This is a genomic window from Stenotrophomonas sp. EMP41, assembly GCF_047495535.1.
GTDB classification, from domain to species: Bacteria; Pseudomonadota; Gammaproteobacteria; order Xanthomonadales; family Xanthomonadaceae; genus Stenotrophomonas; species Stenotrophomonas sepilia.
In genome coordinates this window covers 2,759,237-2,773,140 of the sequence record NZ_CP179923.1, presented here as the reverse complement: position 1 = coordinate 2,773,140, position 13,904 = coordinate 2,759,237, and the positions used below count along the sequence as shown (strand labels likewise).

Here is a 13,904-nt window from a genome sequence, read left to right as displayed (position 1 = left end):
TTTCCATCCGACCCGGAGGTTGCCGTCCGATGACTCCCCGACTTCGCACGCAGGCCCTTGGCCTGCTGGCCCTGACCCTTCCCCTGGTGGCCTGCGCGCAGGCGCCTGCGCCTGCCGCCCCGGCCCAGCCTGCGCCGGCCGCGGCGCCGCGGGCGCCTGCACAACCGCTGGTCAGTGGCTTGCCCGACTTCACCAACCTGGTCGAACAGGTCGGCCCGGGCGTGGTCAACGTCGACACCACCATCGTCCGCAACAACCGCCAGGCCTCGCGCGGCCCGATGGGCGACGATGACATGCCGGAGTTCTTCCGCCGCTTCTTCGGCCCTGACTTCCCGATGCCAGGGCAGGGGCCGGGTGGGCAGGATGGCGGTCCCAGCATCAAGGGGCGTGGCATGGGATCGGGCTTCATCATCTCGCCCGATGGCTACGTACTGACCAACTACCACGTGGTGGCCGACGCCAGCGAGGTGAAGGTCAAGCTGGGCGACAGCCGCGAGTTCACCGCCAAGGTGGTGGGCAGCGACCAGCAGTACGACGTGGCCCTGCTCAAGATCGATGGCAAGAACCTGCCCACCGTGCGCGTGGGTGATTCCAACACCCTCAAGCCGGGCCAATGGGTTGTCGCGATCGGCTCGCCGTTCGGCCTCGACCATTCCGTCACCGCCGGCGTGGTCAGCGCCGTCGGTCGCAGCACGGGGGGGCCCGACCAGCGCTACGTGCCGTTCATCCAGACCGACGTGGCGATCAATCAGGGCAATTCCGGTGGTCCGCTGCTGAACACCCGCGGCGAAGTGGTCGGCATCAACTCGCAGATCTTCTCGGCCTCCGGCGGCTACATGGGCATCAGCTTCGCGATCCCGATCGACCTGGCGATGAGCGCGGTCGAGCAGATCAAGAAGAGCGGCAAGGTCACCCGCGGCCAGCTCGGCGCGGTGGTCGAACCGATCGATTCGCTGAAGGCGCAGGGACTGGGCCTGCCGGACAGCCGCGGCGCGCTGGTCAACCAGATCGTGGCCGGCAGTGCGGCCGCCAAGGCCGGCGTGCAGGTGGGCGACGTCATCCGCTCGGTCAACGGCAGCGCGGTCAACAGCTGGTCCGACCTGCCGCCGCTGATCGGTGCGATGGCGCCGGGCAGCAAGGTGAACCTGGTGGTTTACCGCGACGGCAAGCCGCATGAGCTCAGTGCCACGCTGACCGCACTGAGCGAAGACGGGCAGGCCAATGCCCGCGGGCCGTCGGCTGGCGGTGGCGAGGCGGCTCCGCAGACCGGTGCCAACGCCCTGCTGGGGCTGGACGTCAGCGACCTGAACGCGGCCCAGCGCAAGCAGTTGGGGCTCAACGGCAATGAAGGCGTGCGCATCACCGGGGTCAAGGGCCAGGCGGCACGCGATGCCGGCCTGTCGCCGGGCATGGTGATCCTGCAGGTCGGCCGCACTGCGGTCGGCAGCGTGGATGCCCTGAACCGGGCGTTGTCCAGCTTCAAGAAGGACGACGTGGTGATGCTGCTGGTCCGCACGGCCAACGGCAACAGCGCCTTCGTGGCGGTCAAGGCCGGCCAGTAAGGCCCTGCCGGGCCGCCTTCGGCGGTGCCTGCCCCGCCCCCCGAAGCCCCGCCCCGGCGGGGCTTCGTCCGTTCTGGACCCGGTCCGATGAGGCAGTTTTCGCGGCCGGGCGCCGGGCATGCGATAATCGACCGTTACCCTGACGACGCCGCGCGCCGCCGCCACCTATGTCTTCTGATTCGATGCGGAACATCCGCAACTTCTCCATCATCGCCCATGTCGACCACGGCAAGTCCACGCTGGCCGACCGCATCATCCAGCTCTGTGGTGGCCTGCAGGCCCGCGAGATGGAAGCGCAGGTGCTCGACTCCAATCCCATCGAGCGCGAGCGTGGCATCACGATCAAGGCGCAATCGGTGTCACTGCCGTACCTGGCCAAGGACGGGCAGACCTATCACCTGAACTTCATCGACACCCCCGGCCACGTCGACTTCTCCTATGAAGTCAGCCGCTCGCTGGCCGCCTGCGAAGGCGCGCTGCTGGTGGTCGATGCGGCGCAGGGCGTGGAAGCGCAGTCGGTGGCCAACTGCTATACCGCAGTGGAGCAGGGCCTGGAAGTGGTGCCGGTGATCAACAAGATCGACCTGCCCACCGCCGACATCGAGCGCGCCAAGGCCGAGATCGAGGCCGTGATCGGCATCGACGCCTCCGACGCCGTGCCGGTCAGTGCCAAGACCGGCCTCAACGTGCAGGACGTGCTGGAGGCGATCGTCCATCGCATCCCGCCGCCGGTGCCGCGCGACACCGACAAGCTGCAGGCGCTGATCATCGACTCGTGGTTCGACAACTACCTGGGCGTGGTCTCGCTGGTGCGCGTGATGCAGGGCGAGATCAAGGCCGGTGACAAGCTGCAGGTGATGTCGACCGGCCGCAACCACCAGGTCGACAACGTCGGCGTGTTCACTCCCAAGCGCAAGGTGCTGCCGGCGCTGCGTGCCGGTGAAGTGGGCTGGGTCACCGCCAGCATCAAGGACGTGCATGGTGCGCCGGTCGGCGACACCCTCACCCTGGCCGGCGATCCGGCACCGAAGCCGCTGCCGGGCTTCCAGGAAATGCAGCCGCGCGTGTTCGCCGGCCTGTTCCCGGTCGATGCCGAGGACTACCCGGACCTGCGCGAAGCGCTGGACAAGCTGCGCCTGAACGATGCCGCGCTGCGTTTCGAGCCTGAAAGCTCCGAAGCAATGGGCTTCGGCTTCCGCTGTGGCTTCCTGGGCATGCTGCACATGGAGATCGTGCAGGAGCGCCTGGAACGCGAATACAACCTGGACCTGATCAGCACCGCGCCGACGGTGGTGTATGAGGTCCTGAAGACCGACGGCTCGATCATCAACATGGACAACCCGGCCAAGCTGCCGCCGGTGAACCAGGTCGAGGAGATCCGCGAGCCGATCATCCGCGCCAACGTGCTCACGCCCGAGGAGTACATCGGCAACATCATCAAGCTGTGCGAAGAAAAGCGCGGCAGCCAGATCGGCATCAACTACCTGGGCAGCCAGGTGCAGATCAGCTACGAGCTGCCGATGGCCGAGGTGGTGCTGGACTTCTTCGACAAGCTCAAGTCGGTCAGCCGTGGCTATGCCTCGCTGGATTACCACTTCGTGCGCTTCGACGCTGGCCCGTTCGTGCGCGTTGACGTGCTGATCAACGGTGACAAGGTCGACGCACTGTCGCTGATCGTGCACCGCAGCCACGCCGACCGCCGCGGCCGCGAGCTGTGCGAGAAGATGAAGGACCTGATCCCCCGGCAGATGTTCGATGTGGCCATCCAGGCCGCCGTCGGCTCGCAGATCATCGCCCGCACCACGGTCAAGGCGATGCGCAAGAACGTGCTGGCCAAGTGCTATGGTGGCGACGTCTCGCGCAAGAAGAAGCTTCTGGAAAAGCAGAAGGAAGGCAAGAAGCGCATGAAGCAGGTCGGCCGCGTGGAGATCCCGCAGGAAGCGTTCCTGGCCGTACTGCAGATGGACAACAAGTAAGCCCGCACCGGCCTCGCGGGGCCGGTCGTCTGGTGACGTTGCAAAGGACCCTGAATGAAACTGTTTGAGATCCTCCTGGTCGTGCTGACCCTGGCCTCGGGCCTGATCCTGCTCGCCGACAAGCTGTACCTCGCCAAGCGTCGCGCCCAGCGTGCGGGCCTGCTCGATTCCGAGCCGGTGCTGGTGGACTACTCGCGAGCGTTCTTCCCGGTGCTGGCGATCGTGCTGATCGTGCGCAGTTTCATCGCCGAGCCGTACAAGATCCCGTCCAGCTCGATGATGCCGAACCTTCTGATCGGCGATTTCATCCTGGTCAACAAGTTCTCCTACGGCCTGCGCCTGCCGATCAGCAACACCAAGATCGTCCCCTTCGGCGAGCCGTCGCGCGGCGACGTGGTGGTGTTCCACTTCCCCGGCCACAGCGACAACGACCCGGCCAAGGGCGAGAACTTCATCAAGCGCGTGATCGGCGTGCCGGGTGACACCGTGGTCTTCGAAGGCGACGGCGTGATCCTCAATGGCGAACCGCTGAAGTACGACAACAAGGGCATCTACGCCGGCCACAAGGGCCAGGGCGAGGGCGCCAACCTGCTGGTCGAGCACCTGCCGGGCCGTACCCATACCGTGCTGGAGACCGACTATCCACGCGGCCAGGGCCAGTGGACCGTACCGGCCGGCAAGTACCTGGTGATGGGCGACAATCGTGACAACAGTGACGATGGCCGCTTCTGGGGCCTGCTGCCGGAAGAGAACCTGCGCGGCAAGGCCTTCCTGATCTGGCTGAACTGCCAGGGCTGGTTCTGCAAGGATGGCTTCGAGCCGTCGCGGATCGGCTCGAGCATCAACTGAGTACCTTCACATCCAACGCGTATCTGGGGAGAACGCAATGAAGACGATGAACACGCAGCGTGGCATGACCCTGACCTCGTTCCTGGCGGTCCTGATCGTGGTCGGTTTCTTCCTTTACATCGGCATGAAGCTGTTCCCGATGTACCAGGAGTATTACGCGGTGCGCTCGGCGATGAAGAGCCTGGCCAAGGAGCCGGGCGTGGGCAGCATGGAGCCGGCCCGGATCCAGGATCTGTTCTTCAAGCGCCTGTACATCAATTACTCGGAGAACGTGAAGCCGGCCAACGTGAAGTTCGACCGTCGCGACAATGGCTGGACCCTCAAGGTCAACTACGAAGTGCGCCGTCCGCTGGTCGGCAACCTGGATGTGGTTGGCAAATTCGATTCATCCCAGGACCTGACCCGAAGCGGTGCCGAATAAACCTTTCCAACGTGGTGACCTGATCGGTCATCCCTTCCGCGACCCGGCGCTGCTGAAGCAGGCGCTGACGCATCGCAGCGCCGGTGCGCCACACAACGAGCGCCTGGAATTCCTGGGCGACAGCATCGTCAACATGATGGCGGCCGAGGCGTTGTACCGACGCTGGCCCAAGGCTGACGAGGGCGCGATGACCCGTGCCCGCGCCGAACTGGTGCGTGAGGGCGCGCTGGCGGTGATTGGACGTACCCTGGAACTGGGCGAGCGGCTGATCCTGGGCCCGGGCGAAATGAAGTCCGGTGGCCACCGTCGTGATTCGATCCTGGCCGACGCGGTGGAAGCCGTGGTGGCTGCGATCTACCTGGATGCAGGTTTCGAGGCCTGCCGGGCGGTGGTACTGCCCTGGTTCAGCGCTTCGATCGAGGCACTGCCGGCCTCCGGCCGGCCCGAGAAGGACCCCAAGACCCGCCTGCAGGAATGGCTGCAGGCCCGACAGAAGGCGTTGCCGCAGTATGAACTGGTGTCAGAATCCGGTGACGACCACGCCAAGCACTTCCGGGTACGCTGCAACGTAGCCGACCCGGCCGCCAGCACCGAGGGCGAAGGCGCCTCGCGGCGGCTTGCCGAACAACAGGCGGCTGCGGCCGTCCTAGAACAACTGGATTCCAAGTGAGCGAACAAACTCCCCATCATTGCGGCAGCGTGGCCGTCATCGGCCGCCCGAACGTGGGCAAGTCGACCCTGACCAATGCCCTGGTCGGCGCCAAGGTCAGCATCGTCTCCAACCGTCCGCAGACCACGCGCCATCGCCTGCTGGGCATCGCCACCTATCCGGAAGGCCAGCTGGTGCTGGTCGACACCCCCGGCCTGCACAAGGTGCAGAAGCGGGCGATGAACCGGGTGATGAATCGCGCCGCGCGTGGCTCGCTGGAAGGCGTCGATGCCGGCCTGCTGGTGATCGAAGCCGGTCGCTGGGATGAAGAGGACAGCCTGGCGTTCAACGTGCTGCGCGACGCCGGCATCCCGGTGGTGCTGGTGGTCAACAAGATCGATCGCCTGAAGGAAAAGGGCGCGTTGCTGCCGTTCCTGCAGCAGGTGACCGAGGGTCGCGACTTCGCCGCCGTGCATCCGATCTCCGCGCAGAAGCGCAACGGCCTGGAAGCGCTGGTGCGCGACGTGCTGAAGCTGCTGCCGGAAGCCCCGCCGATGTTCGGCGAGGACGAGATCACCGACCGCAGCCAGCGTTTCCTGGCCGGTGAACTGGTGCGTGAGCAGCTGATGCGCCAGCTCGGCGAGGAACTGCCGTACGCCACCACTGTCGAGATCGAGCGCTTCACCGAGGACGGCAACCTGCTGCGCATCGGTGCGGTGATCTGGGTCGAGCGTGAAGGCCAGAAGGCCATCGTGATCGGCAAGGGCGGCGCCCGCCTGAAGGAGATCGGCGCCAAGTCCCGCCTGCAGATGGAGCGTCTGTTCGGGGCCAAGGTGTTCCTGGAGACCTGGGTGCGCGTGCGTGAAGGCTGGTCTGACGATGAGGCCGCGCTGAAGGCCTTCGGTTACGAATAAGCCGCGACGGTCGCTTCGATGATGATCGAGGACGACACCGGCTTCGTGCTGCATGCACGGGCCTACCGCGAGACCAGCCTGCTGGTCGAAGTGTTGAGCGCGCAGCATGGCCGTATCGGCCTGCTTGCGCGTGGCGTGTCCACTGCCAAGGGCCAGGTGCTGCGCGCCGCCCTGCAGCCGTTGCAGTGGATCCGCTTCAGTGCCCAGCAGCGGGGGGAACTGGCCCAGCTGCGCGGCGCTGAAGCATTGGATGCCGCGCCACGCCTGGTCGGCCAGGCGATGCTGGCCGGCTTCTACCTGAGTGAACTGACCCTGCGCCTGGCCCCGCGCCAGGACCCGCTGCCGGAGCTGTACCTCGCCTACGGCGAGGCGCGTGCGCGGCTGGCGGTGGGCGCAGGCCTGGCCTGGACCCTGCGCCGTTTCGAACGCGAGCTGCTGTCTGCGCTGGGCCTGGGTTTCGAGCTGGACAGCGCCAGCGATGGCCAGCCGATCGACCCGGCGGCGCGGTACGAACTGGACCCGCAGGAGGGTGCGCAGCGCCTGCTGAGCGAGCGCGGCGGGGAGCGCCGGGCGGCGGCCACTGGCTCGGCGCTGCTGGCCCTGGCGGCCGACGAAGAGCCGGATGCCGCCGATCTGGCCAGCCTGCGCCTGCCAATGCGGCGGGTGCTGGCCCATCACCTGGGGCCGCGCGGCCTGAAGTCCTGGGAAATGCTCGAGCAGCTCGCGCCGCGCAGGTAGGGGGGGGCTTTGGCAGGGCTTGCAGCCCTGCACCTGCCGAGGCCGAAGCAACAGCAACAGCAACAGCGTGCATTCCGTGGGATGGCGGGGTGGGTCCGGTTGAGGGGGGCGCTGCAAGTACGTCCATGTAAGCTCGGTCGCCGCATCCATGCGGCTCACGCCCCCTCAACCGGACCCACCCCGCCTTCGACAGATTCTTGCGAGCTGTCGGAACGGCGTGGGGTCGGATCCATTTTCCGCAGGAAAACGGATCCGACCCCGGATTGATTTCGACACCTGACAGAAATTCATCCACCCATGGCGTGGATGGTCCAACCGTCACCGGAAATCTGTCGGGGGTGGGGCGATGTGGGTGGGCAGGACCGTTGGCGCCATGGGCCCGAGGCATGCCTCGGGCGGGTTGGGCAGGACGCCCAACCCCGGTCTTGCCGTGTGCGCAGGACAGCGCACACGAGCAAGGCGCCATCGAGCCCCCATGGGTGAGGGCGGTTTGTTTGCGAAGCACTGCTTCGCAAGCGCCCGAACGCACAGCCGCCAGCGGCTGGGCCGGACCCCGGAGAGGGGTTTACGGCGTGTCCTGCCCACCCACACCGGCCCGCCCAACAAGCAGAAGGCCAGAGCCGCTCTGGCCCTGGCCTTTGGTGTTGCTCTGGCTTGAAGCATCTGCGGGTGCAGGGCGCAGCCCTGCCGAACAGTCCTCAATGCAGCAGGGCCGCCACCGCCGCGCGGAACCCATCCTGGGCTGGCCTGGATTCCGGTGCATGATGCAGCTGGCGCACCGCCCGGCCCAGCCGGGCCGCCCCCACGAAGCCACAGCTCGCCTGCAACCGGTGCAACTGGCTGCGCAGCTGGCGCTCGTCGTGCTGGTCCACCGCCTGCTCGACCGCGTCGCGCACACCGGGCAACTCGGCCAGGAACAGTTCGCGCAGTGCGATCAGGTGGTTGCGCTGGCCATTGAGCGCGGCCAACGCCGCAGTCTCGTCCCAGTCCTGCACCTGCAGTTCGACGGCGGCCGGGGCCTGCGCCACGAAAATTCCCGCCGGGCTGTTGACCAGGGCGCGGCGCACCGCTTTCAGCAGCTGGTCGCGTCCGAGGGGCTTGACCAGCGTGTCACTGAAGCCGGCTTCGCGCAGGCGGGCGTGGATGTTGGCATCGCCGTCGGCGGTATGCGCCAGCGCCGGCGTGTCCGGATGTGATCGGCGCAGCTCGCGCAGCAGCTGCGCGCCATTGCCGTCCGGCAGGTTGACGTCGATCAGCCACAGGTCATGCGAGCCGGGCTCGGCACTGGCCAGGGCACTGGCCAGGGAATCTGCGGTGTCCACATCCGCCGGTAACGTTTCCAACGCCGCCTTGAAAAAACCGCGGCTGATGATGTCGTCCTCGACAAGCAGGAAGCGGGGCCGTGCGGCCCGCGGGGTCATCTGCATCAGGGCTGCCTCCATGTCAGCTGTCCCAATCATCAAGCACGGCGGCCACGGGCGCAAGCGGGTCCGGGCCCCATCGGTCAGGATCTGCGACAATACGCCCCCATTTTTGCCCGCAGCCTGTTGCCACGTGGCCCGATCCCGCTCCCGCACCGACCGTACCCCGTTCCAGACCGAGATCCTCGACCTCAGCCATGATGGTCGCGGTGTCGCCCGCCGTGAAGGCGAGGGCGGCAAGGTCACCTTCGTCAGCGGCGCCCTGCCCGGTGAGGTGGTGATGGCTGAACAGACTGCCCGCAGCCGCCATTTCGACGAGGCGCGCACGCTGGAGGTGCTGCAGGCCTCGCCGCAGCGGGTGACCCCCAAGTGCCCCCATTTCGGTACCTGCGCAGGCTGCGTGCTGCAGCACCTGGACGAAGACCAGCAGATCGTCGCCAAGCAGCGCGTGCTGATGGATAACCTGGAGCGGATCGGCCATGTGAAGCCGGGCACCGTGCTTGCGCCGCTGGTCGGCGAGAGCTGGGGCTACCGCCGCAAGGGCCGCTTCTCAGTGCGCCGGGTCGAGAAGAAGGACAAGACCCTGGTCGGCTTCCGTGAACAGGATCCGCGTTTCGTCGCCGACCTCAGCCAGTGCCTGACCGTGATTCCGGAGATCGGCACCAAGGTCGAGGCGTTGTCCACCTTCATCGAAACGCTCGATGGAAAGCGTGACATCCCGCAGATCGAATTCATCGCCGGTGACCAGGCGGTGGTGCTGACCGTGCGCCACCTGCGGCCGCTCAGCGATGCCGACCGCGCTGCCTGGGCCGCCTTCGGCCAGCAGCATGGGTTCGTGATCTACCTGCAGTCCGGTGGCGTGGACACCGTGCAGCCGTTGGACGGGCAGGGCGTGGCGCTGTCGTTCCGGCTGGCGCCGTGGGATGTCGAGCTGGCGTTCCGCCCGTTGGATTTCATCCAGGTCAACGCCAAGCTCAACGAGAAGATGATCGCCCACGCCCTGGACCTGCTGCAGCCGGGTGAGGACGAGCGCGTGCTGGACCTGTTCTGCGGCCTGGGCAACTTCACCCTGCCGTTGGCCCGCCGTGTGCGTGAAGTGGTGGGTGTGGAAGGCGATGCCGGCCTCGTCGCGCGTGCGCGTGAGAACGCCGAGCGCAACGGCCTGGCGAACGCGCAGTTCTTCAGCGCCGACCTGACCCAGGACCAGCGCAGCACGGCGTGGATGCGCCAGGGCTTCGACAAGCTGCTGCTGGATCCGCCGCGCTCGGGCGCGATCGAAGTGCTGCAGCAGCTGCCGCTGAAGCAGTTCAAGCGCATCGTCTACGTCAGCTGCCACCCGGGCTCGCTGGCGCGCGATGCCGGCTATCTGGTCAACGAGCAGGGCTTCACCCTGGTCAGCGCCGGTGCCATGGACATGTTCCCGCACACCGCGCACGTGGAAAGCATCGCGGTATTCGAAAAGCGCTGAGCCGCTGTCATCACCCGTGGCGCATAATTGCGCCATGGGCATCGAAATCGAACGCAAATTCCTGGTCAGCAGCGATGGCTGGCGCACCGCCGCGCATCGGGTGATCCCGATGGCGCAGGGCTACATCAACGACATGGGCGCGCTCGATCGCGGCACCCAGAACGCCTCGGTGCGCGTGCGCATCGAAGGCGACCACGCCGCGCTGAACCTGAAGTCGCGCACCCTCGGCCATACCCGGCAGGAGTTCGACTACCCGATCCCGGTGGAGGACGCGCGCGCACTGCTGGCGCTGTGCGTCGGCGGCCTGATCGACAAGCGCCGCCATCTGGTCGAACACGCCGGCCTGACCTGGGAAGTGGACGAGTTCCTCGGCGACAACGCCGGCCTGGTGGTGGCCGAAGTCGAGCTGGAAAGCGCCGACCAGGCCATCGACCTGCCGGACTGGGTCGGCGCCGAAGTGACCGATGACGCCCGCTACTACAACGTTGCGCTTGCCAGCCGCCCGTATTCAGAGTGGTGAAGCCCCCCAAGAAAAGGGGACGGAGGGGATTAAGTCGTCTTTACCCCGCCTGTGCGGAAAGCGACTTAATCCCCTCCGTCCCCTTTTATCGGGGGAGGCGGTCCCCATGTCGTGGACATGAGAATCGACATCTACTCCGACGTGGTCTGCCCCTGGTGCTGGATCGGCAAGCATCGTTTCCAGCAGGGGGTGCAGTTGCTGGGCCCGAACGCGCCTGACCTCGATATCCACTGGCAGCCGTTCCAGCTGGACCCGGATGCGGACGCCACCCCGGTGCCGCTGCGCGAGGCCTATGCGCGCAAGTTCGGGGGCGTCGAGCGTACCGAGCAGATCCTCGGCCAGACCCAGACCACCGCGCGCGCGGAGGGGTTGCCGATGGATTTCAACCAGGGCCAGGTGCGGGTGACCACGCTGCCGGCGCACCGGGTGCTGTGGCTGGCCGGCGAGCATGGCGTGCAGGATGCGGTGGGTGAAGCGCTGTTCCGCGCCCACTTCGAACATGGGCAGAACCTGGCGGACCCTTCGGTGCTGATCAAGGCCGGCGTGGCAGGCGGCCTGGACGGTGGCGAAATCGCGCAGATGCTGGCCTCCGACCGCGGCCTGGCCGAGGTCGACGCCAAGCTGGCGCAGGCCCATGCATTGGGCATTTCTTCGGTGCCGACCTTCGTGATCGATGGCAAGTGGGCGATTTCCGGGGCGCAGCCACCCGAAGCCTTCGCCAACGCCCTGCGCCAGATTGGTGCCGAGCAGGGGGCGTCGGCTGCCGCAGCCGGTGACGAGGCCTGCGGCCCGGACGGCTGCAAGGTCTGAGCAGGTCGGCGTCAGACCCCCTGCGGGGATCTGACGCCGGGGTCGGATCTCCGCAGGGGCTCTGACCCCCACGTTTCCCTTTTGCCTTGACCACTGCGCCTGTCGGCCGGTTCTGCGACAATGCGGCACTGCGCCATGCGGGCGCGCGTTGTGGAGATCGACCATGCTGCTGATCGGCGTTGCCGGCACCGAACTGACCGCCCAGGAACGTGACTGGCTGCAGCACGATGCCGTGGCCGGGGTGGTGCTGTTCAAGCGCAACTTTGCCTCGCGCCAGCAGGTGACCGATCTGAGCGCGGCCATCCGTGCCGCTGCCCCGCGCCCGCAGCTGATCTGCGTGGACCAGGAGGGCGGCCGCGTACAGCGCTTCCGCGAGGGTTACAGCGATCTTCCGCCGCTGCAGGACATTGGTGCCCTGTACGCCACCGACCCGCAGCAGGCCCTGGCGCTGGCCGAGCAGCACGCGTGGCTGATGGCCAGTGAAGTCCGCGCCAGCGGCCTGGATCTCAGCTTCGCCCCGGTGGTCGACCTTGGCCGCGGCAACCGCGCCATCGGCAACCGTGCCTTCAGTGAAGACCCGCAGGTCGTGGCCGCGTTCACCGCAGCCTATGTGCGCGGCATGCACGCGGTCGGCATGGCCGCCACGCTCAAGCATTTCCCTGGCCACGGCACCGTGCTGGAGGACACCCACGTGGATACCGCGATCGATCCACGCGCGCTGGACGAACTGCGCGCGCAGGACCTGGTGCCGTTCCAGGCCGGCATCGCCGCGGGTGCCGATGCGGTGATGATGGCGCACGTGATCTATCCGCAGGTGGCACCGGAGCCCGCCGGCTATTCCCCACGCTGGATCCAGGACGTCCTGCGCGGCGAACTCGGCTTCCGCGGCGTGGTGTTCTCCGATGACATCGGCATGGCCGCCTCGCACAGCGCCGGCGGCGTGCCGGCACGCGTGCACGCGCACCTGGACGCCGGCTGCGACGTGGTGCTGGTCTGCCATCCGGAACTGGTCGATGAAGCCCTGCATGCGGTGCAGGGACGCTCCCTCAATACTGCTGCGCTGCTGGGCCTGCTCGGCCGCGGCGCGCTCGGCTGGGACGGCCTGCTGGCCGATGCCCGCCATGGCGACACCCAATCCCGTCTGCTTGAAACCCTTGGAAGAACCGTCTGATGCCCAACCTCACCATTTCCCAGGCCTTGGCCCAGGCTGACCTGCTGGTCGACCGCCCCACCATCGACAAGGCCATCGCTGCTATCGCCGACGCCATCGCGCGCGATTACAAGGGCGAGGTGCCGTTGTTCCTGTCGATCATGCATGGTGCGCTGCCGTTCGCCGGCCAGCTGGCGCTGGAACTGGGCGCGCGCGGCCAGGACGTGCAGTTCGATTACCTGCACGCCACCCGCTACCGCGGTGAAACCACCGGCGGTGACCTGGTCTGGAAGCACAAGCCGGCCACCTCGCTGTTCGGCCGCCGCGTGCTGCTGGTCGACGACATCCTCGACGAGGGCTACACCCTGCAGGGCGTTCGCACCTGGTGCCTGGAACAGGGCGCGACCGATGTGCGCATCGCTGCGATGACCGTGAAGAAGCACGACCGTGCGCTGCCTGATGTGACCGCTGATTACGCGGGCATCGAGCTGCCGGACCGCTACGTGTTCGGCTTCGGCATGGACGTCAACGAGACCCTGCGCTGCGTGCCGGCCATCTACGCAATGAAGGAATAACAGCGCGACCGCCCGCGGCGCGTCTTTTCCATCGCCGGCATCCTCGGGTGCCGGCGTTCGTCTTTTCATGGAGTGCTTCGAATGCAACAGATCGCCCTGGCCGTGATCGGCGGTACCGGTGTCTACAACCTGGCCAAGCTTGACGACGTGCAGACCCACGAGGTCGACACCCGCTTCGGCCGCCCGTCCGGTCCGGTGCGCGTGGGCACGCTGCTCGGCCATCGCGTGGCCTTCCTGGCGCGGCATGGCGAGGGGCATTCGCTGCCGCCGCACAAGATCAACTACCGCGCCAACCTGGCTGCGCTGCAGCAGCTGGGCGCGCAGCGGGTGCTGGCATTGAACACGGTGGGTGGCATCACCGAGAACTTCGGTCCGCGCGTGCTCGCCTGCCCGGACCAGATCATCGACTACACCTGGGGCCGCATCAGCACGATCTGTGAAGAAGAAGGCTCCGACGTGGTCCACGTCGATTTCGGCCATCCGTACACGCCGATGCTGCGCAGCAAGATCCTGGCGGCAGCCAAAGTGACCGGTGTCACGGTCCATGACGGTGGCTGCTATGGCGCAACGCAGGGCCCGCGCCTGGAAACCATCGCCGAAATCGCCCGCATGCGCCGCGACGGTTGCGATCTGGTGGGCATGACCGGCATGCCGGAAGCCGCACTGGCGCGGGAGCTGGGGCTGGATTATGCCTGCCTGGCGATCATCGCCAACTGGGCCGCCGGCTGCGGTGATGGCGAGGAGATTACGATGGCCGAAGTGCTGGCCAATGTGCAGGCGGCCAGCAACGGACTTCCGGAACTGGTGGGCGAATTGGCGCGGGGGTGATTGTCTTCCCCGAGCAAGCTTTG

Annotated in this window: 14 protein-coding genes; 13 read left to right on the top strand and 1 reads right to left on the bottom strand. The window is 67.0% G+C overall.

What is annotated here, in order from left to right; genetic code table 11:
- The first annotated feature begins 29 nt into the window (after positions 1 to 29).
- From ACMGRF_RS12810 to recO, 7 genes are all read left to right on the top strand, one after another.
- Positions 30 to 1,562 (top strand): DegQ family serine endoprotease, encoded by a 1,533-nt coding sequence (locus tag ACMGRF_RS12810; RefSeq protein ID WP_099487554.1) that lies wholly within the window; start codon positions 30 to 32, stop codon positions 1,560 to 1,562.
- 182 nt (positions 1,563 to 1,744) lie between these two features.
- Positions 1,745 to 3,538 carry a translation elongation factor 4 gene (lepA, locus tag ACMGRF_RS12805; protein WP_049416245.1) on the top strand — a complete coding sequence of 598 codons (1,794 nt, stop codon included), beginning with the start codon at positions 1,745 to 1,747 and terminating at the stop codon, positions 3,536 to 3,538.
- A gap of 54 nt (positions 3,539 to 3,592) precedes the next feature.
- Positions 3,593 to 4,387, top strand: a complete 795-nt coding sequence (gene lepB / locus ACMGRF_RS12800) for a signal peptidase I (protein WP_014038087.1) — start codon at positions 3,593 to 3,595, stop codon at positions 4,385 to 4,387.
- Between the two features lie 37 nt (positions 4,388 to 4,424).
- Positions 4,425 to 4,808 carry a DUF4845 domain-containing protein gene (locus ACMGRF_RS12795; RefSeq protein WP_014038086.1) on the top strand — a complete coding sequence of 128 codons (384 nt, stop codon included), beginning with the start codon at positions 4,425 to 4,427 and terminating at the stop codon, positions 4,806 to 4,808.
- Complete coding sequence (gene rnc, locus ACMGRF_RS12790) at positions 4,798 to 5,478, top strand: ribonuclease III (RefSeq protein WP_014038085.1); 681 nt, start codon at positions 4,798 to 4,800, stop codon at positions 5,476 to 5,478. Before ACMGRF_RS12795 ends, rnc begins: the two co-directional genes overlap by 11 nt.
- A complete protein-coding gene (gene era / locus ACMGRF_RS12785; protein WP_005410599.1) occupies positions 5,475 to 6,371 on the top strand; it encodes a GTPase Era in 897 nt (298 codons plus the stop codon). The genes rnc and era overlap by 4 nt, the downstream gene beginning before the upstream one ends.
- An 18-nt stretch (positions 6,372 to 6,389) precedes the next feature.
- A complete protein-coding gene (gene recO / locus ACMGRF_RS12780; RefSeq protein WP_049447075.1) occupies positions 6,390 to 7,109 on the top strand; it encodes a DNA repair protein RecO in 720 nt (239 codons plus the stop codon).
- A 698-nt stretch (positions 7,110 to 7,807) separates the two neighbouring features.
- Here recO and ACMGRF_RS12775 read toward each other — a convergent pair.
- Positions 7,808 to 8,536, bottom strand: a complete 729-nt coding sequence (locus ACMGRF_RS12775; protein WP_049413068.1) for a response regulator — start codon at positions 8,534 to 8,536, stop codon at positions 7,808 to 7,810.
- Positions 8,537 to 8,663: 127 nt separating this feature from the next.
- Between ACMGRF_RS12775 and rlmD the strand changes: the two genes are divergently transcribed.
- From rlmD to ACMGRF_RS12745, 6 genes are all read left to right on the top strand, one after another.
- Positions 8,664 to 9,998: a 23S rRNA (uracil(1939)-C(5))-methyltransferase RlmD gene (gene rlmD, locus ACMGRF_RS12770; protein WP_049413033.1), complete on the top strand. Its 1,335-nt coding sequence runs from the start codon at positions 8,664 to 8,666 to the stop codon at positions 9,996 to 9,998.
- Between the two features lie 34 nt (positions 9,999 to 10,032).
- Positions 10,033 to 10,518 carry a CYTH domain-containing protein gene (locus ACMGRF_RS12765; RefSeq protein ID WP_031270571.1) on the top strand — a complete coding sequence of 162 codons (486 nt, stop codon included), beginning with the start codon at positions 10,033 to 10,035 and terminating at the stop codon, positions 10,516 to 10,518.
- A 117-nt stretch (positions 10,519 to 10,635) separates the two neighbouring features.
- Positions 10,636 to 11,328: a DsbA family oxidoreductase gene (locus tag ACMGRF_RS12760; protein ID WP_049413070.1), complete on the top strand. Its 693-nt coding sequence runs from the start codon at positions 10,636 to 10,638 to the stop codon at positions 11,326 to 11,328.
- A 163-nt stretch (positions 11,329 to 11,491) separates the two neighbouring features.
- Positions 11,492 to 12,499: a beta-N-acetylhexosaminidase gene (nagZ, locus tag ACMGRF_RS12755; RefSeq protein WP_049413037.1), complete on the top strand. Its 1,008-nt coding sequence runs from the start codon at positions 11,492 to 11,494 to the stop codon at positions 12,497 to 12,499.
- Positions 12,499 to 13,053 (top strand): hypoxanthine-guanine phosphoribosyltransferase, encoded by a 555-nt coding sequence (locus tag ACMGRF_RS12750; protein ID WP_005418223.1) that lies wholly within the window; start codon positions 12,499 to 12,501, stop codon positions 13,051 to 13,053. The genes nagZ and ACMGRF_RS12750 overlap by 1 nt, the downstream gene beginning before the upstream one ends.
- An 81-nt stretch (positions 13,054 to 13,134) precedes the next feature.
- Positions 13,135 to 13,881 (top strand): S-methyl-5'-thioinosine phosphorylase, encoded by a 747-nt coding sequence (locus ACMGRF_RS12745; protein ID WP_005418222.1) that lies wholly within the window; start codon positions 13,135 to 13,137, stop codon positions 13,879 to 13,881.
- Positions 13,882 to 13,904: the final 23 nt, after the last annotated feature.

Excerpts from the sequence above, each read along its gene's own strand:
- ACMGRF_RS12750 (WP_005418223.1), top strand. The coding sequence starts at position 12,499 with ATGCCCAACCTCACCATTTCCCAGGCCTTGGCCCAGGCTGACCTGCTG.
- ACMGRF_RS12745 (WP_005418222.1), top strand. The coding sequence starts at position 13,135 with ATGCAACAGATCGCCCTGGCCGTGATCGGCGGTACCGGTGTCTACAAC.
- ACMGRF_RS12760 (WP_049413070.1), top strand. The coding sequence starts at position 10,636 with ATGAGAATCGACATCTACTCCGACGTGGTCTGCCCCTGGTGCTGGATC.
- lepA (WP_049416245.1), top strand. The coding sequence starts at position 1,745 with ATGCGGAACATCCGCAACTTCTCCATCATCGCCCATGTCGACCACGGC.
- ACMGRF_RS12810 (WP_099487554.1), top strand. The coding sequence starts at position 30 with ATGACTCCCCGACTTCGCACGCAGGCCCTTGGCCTGCTGGCCCTGACC.
- ACMGRF_RS12765 (WP_031270571.1), top strand. The coding sequence starts at position 10,033 with ATGGGCATCGAAATCGAACGCAAATTCCTGGTCAGCAGCGATGGCTGG.
- lepB (WP_014038087.1), top strand. The coding sequence starts at position 3,593 with ATGAAACTGTTTGAGATCCTCCTGGTCGTGCTGACCCTGGCCTCGGGC.
- ACMGRF_RS12795 (WP_014038086.1), top strand. The coding sequence starts at position 4,425 with ATGAAGACGATGAACACGCAGCGTGGCATGACCCTGACCTCGTTCCTG.
- ACMGRF_RS12775 (WP_049413068.1), bottom strand. The coding sequence starts at position 8,536 with ATGCAGATGACCCCGCGGGCCGCACGGCCCCGCTTCCTGCTTGTCGAG.
- recO (WP_049447075.1), top strand. The coding sequence starts at position 6,390 with ATGATGATCGAGGACGACACCGGCTTCGTGCTGCATGCACGGGCCTAC.
- nagZ (WP_049413037.1), top strand. The coding sequence starts at position 11,492 with ATGCTGCTGATCGGCGTTGCCGGCACCGAACTGACCGCCCAGGAACGT.